We start from the raw sequence: 2,276 nt of genomic DNA on the forward strand, positions 1-2,276 counted from the left end.
GCTGTGCCCTTTCCTACCATTACGACAAATGCCATCACCGAAGCACAAGCGGTAGCAGCACCGATGGCGAACAGCCCCAAATAATGGAAACCTTCGACTAAAAAATTGCCAATCGAATTGGCTTGCTTGTGCATTCGTTCCCGACTGTGCTCTATCCACTTCATACGATGTCTCCCCCGAAAATCTAATGATGCCAGAGAACCTAAGCCAAAATACGGCTAGGTTGTGTTAGTATTAGTTTGTTGGTCTTGAAGTAAATCCCGACCATCGCCCCCAATTCCAGGTAGATGAACAGCAGCAAGATGTCGTCGATCTTGATGTGTCCTGCTTCGATCATCCCCAGAAATTCCATTACCGCCGCCCACGCTGTCACCGCACCAATGGCGAACAGCGCCAGGTAGTGGAAGGTCTCGACGAACAGGTTGCCCAGGGACTCGGCCAGTTGATGCACGTTCTGCCGCAGGTTCTCGGCCCAGTTGATTTTCACGATGATGCTTCCTTAGCTCGGTTTGAGCGGATGATGCGGGATGGACGTGACGGTTGTTCTGCATGCAGAAAAAAGGCCAGAGGCTGTGGGTGAGATGGTGATGAGTCGTTACTGGACACTTTTATGCGGTCTCGTCTGGCCCCTTCGCGAGCAGGCTCGCGATGGCTGCGYCACGGTTTAGCTGACAAACGCCAATTTCGGTCTACATTAAAAAGCCACTACCCAAAACCCGGGGATTCGCTTATCCTTTTCGCTGTATATAAATACAGTAGTCGAAACAGACAACTAATGTGAAGGCATGTGAGGTGGTGAATGGCCGTCGAAGTGGTATACCGCAGCAGCCGAGATCTGGAGCGCTTGTTCATGGATAAAGCCGAAGCTGACCGTCATGACAAAATGCTCGAACTGGCCGAATTGCTGGCTGAAGTGTTGCAAAAAGCCGTTCCGTCCCTGACCGAGCAGCAAGTGGAAGAAGCCGGGATCTACATGGCGAAGAATCGCGATGTGTTCGCCAAAGCGTTCAAGAGCCAGCCGGATGCCTTGTCCGAACTGCTGAATGCGCCGGTTGAAGTGGTTGAACAGGCTGAACTTGTCGAGGCCGTTGAAGCTGCTGAGCCGACCAAGCCAGCCAAAGCGGCCAAGACGCCGAAGTAAGCAACGCCCGAATTGAATAGGCCCTGAGTCGACTGACTCAGGGCCTTTTTCATGTCTGGATAACAGAATGACTCAGCGGTACAACACCCTCTCTGCCAATTCGTCCGCCACCCGCGCCGGCGATCGTTTTTCCGCTTGGGCATGGGCATAGACTTCGGTCAGGCGTGAGGCGATTTTCGACAGGTGCGCGGTGATGGTCGTCAGCTCTTCGCCGCGGTGTTTGAGGGAAACGTAGATCAGCCCGCCTGAATTGATCACGTAATCCGGCGCATACAGAATGCCGCGTCGTTCCAATTGATCGGCGACTTCCAGGTGCGTCAGCTGATTGTTCGCCGAGCCGGCCACCGCCGAGCAGCGCAGTTGCGTCACGCTGTGGCTGTTGAGCACGCCACCCAGGCCACACGGCGCGAGGATGTCGCACGGCGTGCTGAGCAATGCGTCGTTGGCAATCGGGTGAGCGCCCAGTTGCTCCATCGCCAGTTGCACCTTGCCGTGATCAATATCGCTGACCAGCAGTTCCGCGCCGGCCGCGTGCRGTTGCTCGGCGAGTGCATAACCAACGTTGCCCAAACCCTGGATGGCCACGCGCAGGCCTTCCAGATTATCGCTGCCCAGCCGGGCCATCGCGGTCGCTCGAATGCCGGTGAACACGCCCATGGCGGCATGCGGCGCAGGATCGCCCGCCGACGTGGTGCTGGTGACGTGTTGAGTCTGCTGGGCGATGCAATCCATGTCGGCCACCGAGGTGCCGCTGTCGATGGCGGTGATATATCGGCCGTCGAGTTGGTTGATACAGCGCCCGAAGGCTTCGAACAGCGCGGCACGATTTTCCACGTGGACCGGGCGAACAATCACCGCCACGCCGCCGCCCTGGGCCAGCCCGGCCAGTGCAGCCTTGTAACTCATGCCTTGTGCAAGGCGTATGGCATCCTCGACCGCCGATTCGTCGCTGGGGTAGGCAAGGTAACGACAACCACCCAAGGCAGGCCCGAGCCGGCTGTTATGAATGGCAATGACCGCCTTCAACCCGGTGACCGAGTCGACGCTCAGATGCAGCGATTCAAGGCGAGTGCTTTGCATGAGAGCGAACATCGTGGGGCTCCCGAATCACTTCTTGTAGTCGCCAGTATAGGCT

1 protein-coding gene and 2 pseudogenes are annotated in these 2,276 nt (G+C 57.0%); 1 reads left to right on the forward strand and 2 read right to left on the reverse strand.

Annotated features, from left to right (window positions below):
- Positions 1-235: 235 nt before the first annotated feature.
- Positions 236-487 (reverse strand): annotated as a pseudogene (locus AC1DRJ_RS24975) (phosphate-starvation-inducible PsiE family protein); the annotation flags it as partial.
- A 312-nt stretch (positions 488-799) separates the two neighbouring features.
- On the opposite strand from AC1DRJ_RS24975, the pseudogene AC1DRJ_RS24980 reads away from it, so the two are divergent.
- Positions 800-1,039 (forward strand): annotated as a pseudogene (locus AC1DRJ_RS24980) (YebG family protein); the annotation flags it as partial.
- 174 nt (positions 1,040-1,213) lie between these two features.
- Here AC1DRJ_RS24980 and AC1DRJ_RS24985 read toward each other — a convergent pair.
- Positions 1,214-2,233 carry a Glu/Leu/Phe/Val dehydrogenase family protein gene (locus tag AC1DRJ_RS24985; RefSeq protein ID WP_477804514.1) on the reverse strand — a complete coding sequence of 340 codons (1,020 nt, stop codon included), beginning with the start codon at positions 2,231-2,233 and terminating at the stop codon, positions 1,214-1,216.
- Positions 2,234-2,276: the final 43 nt, after the last annotated feature.

Source organism: Pseudomonas sp. P5_B2, assembly GCF_056400445.1.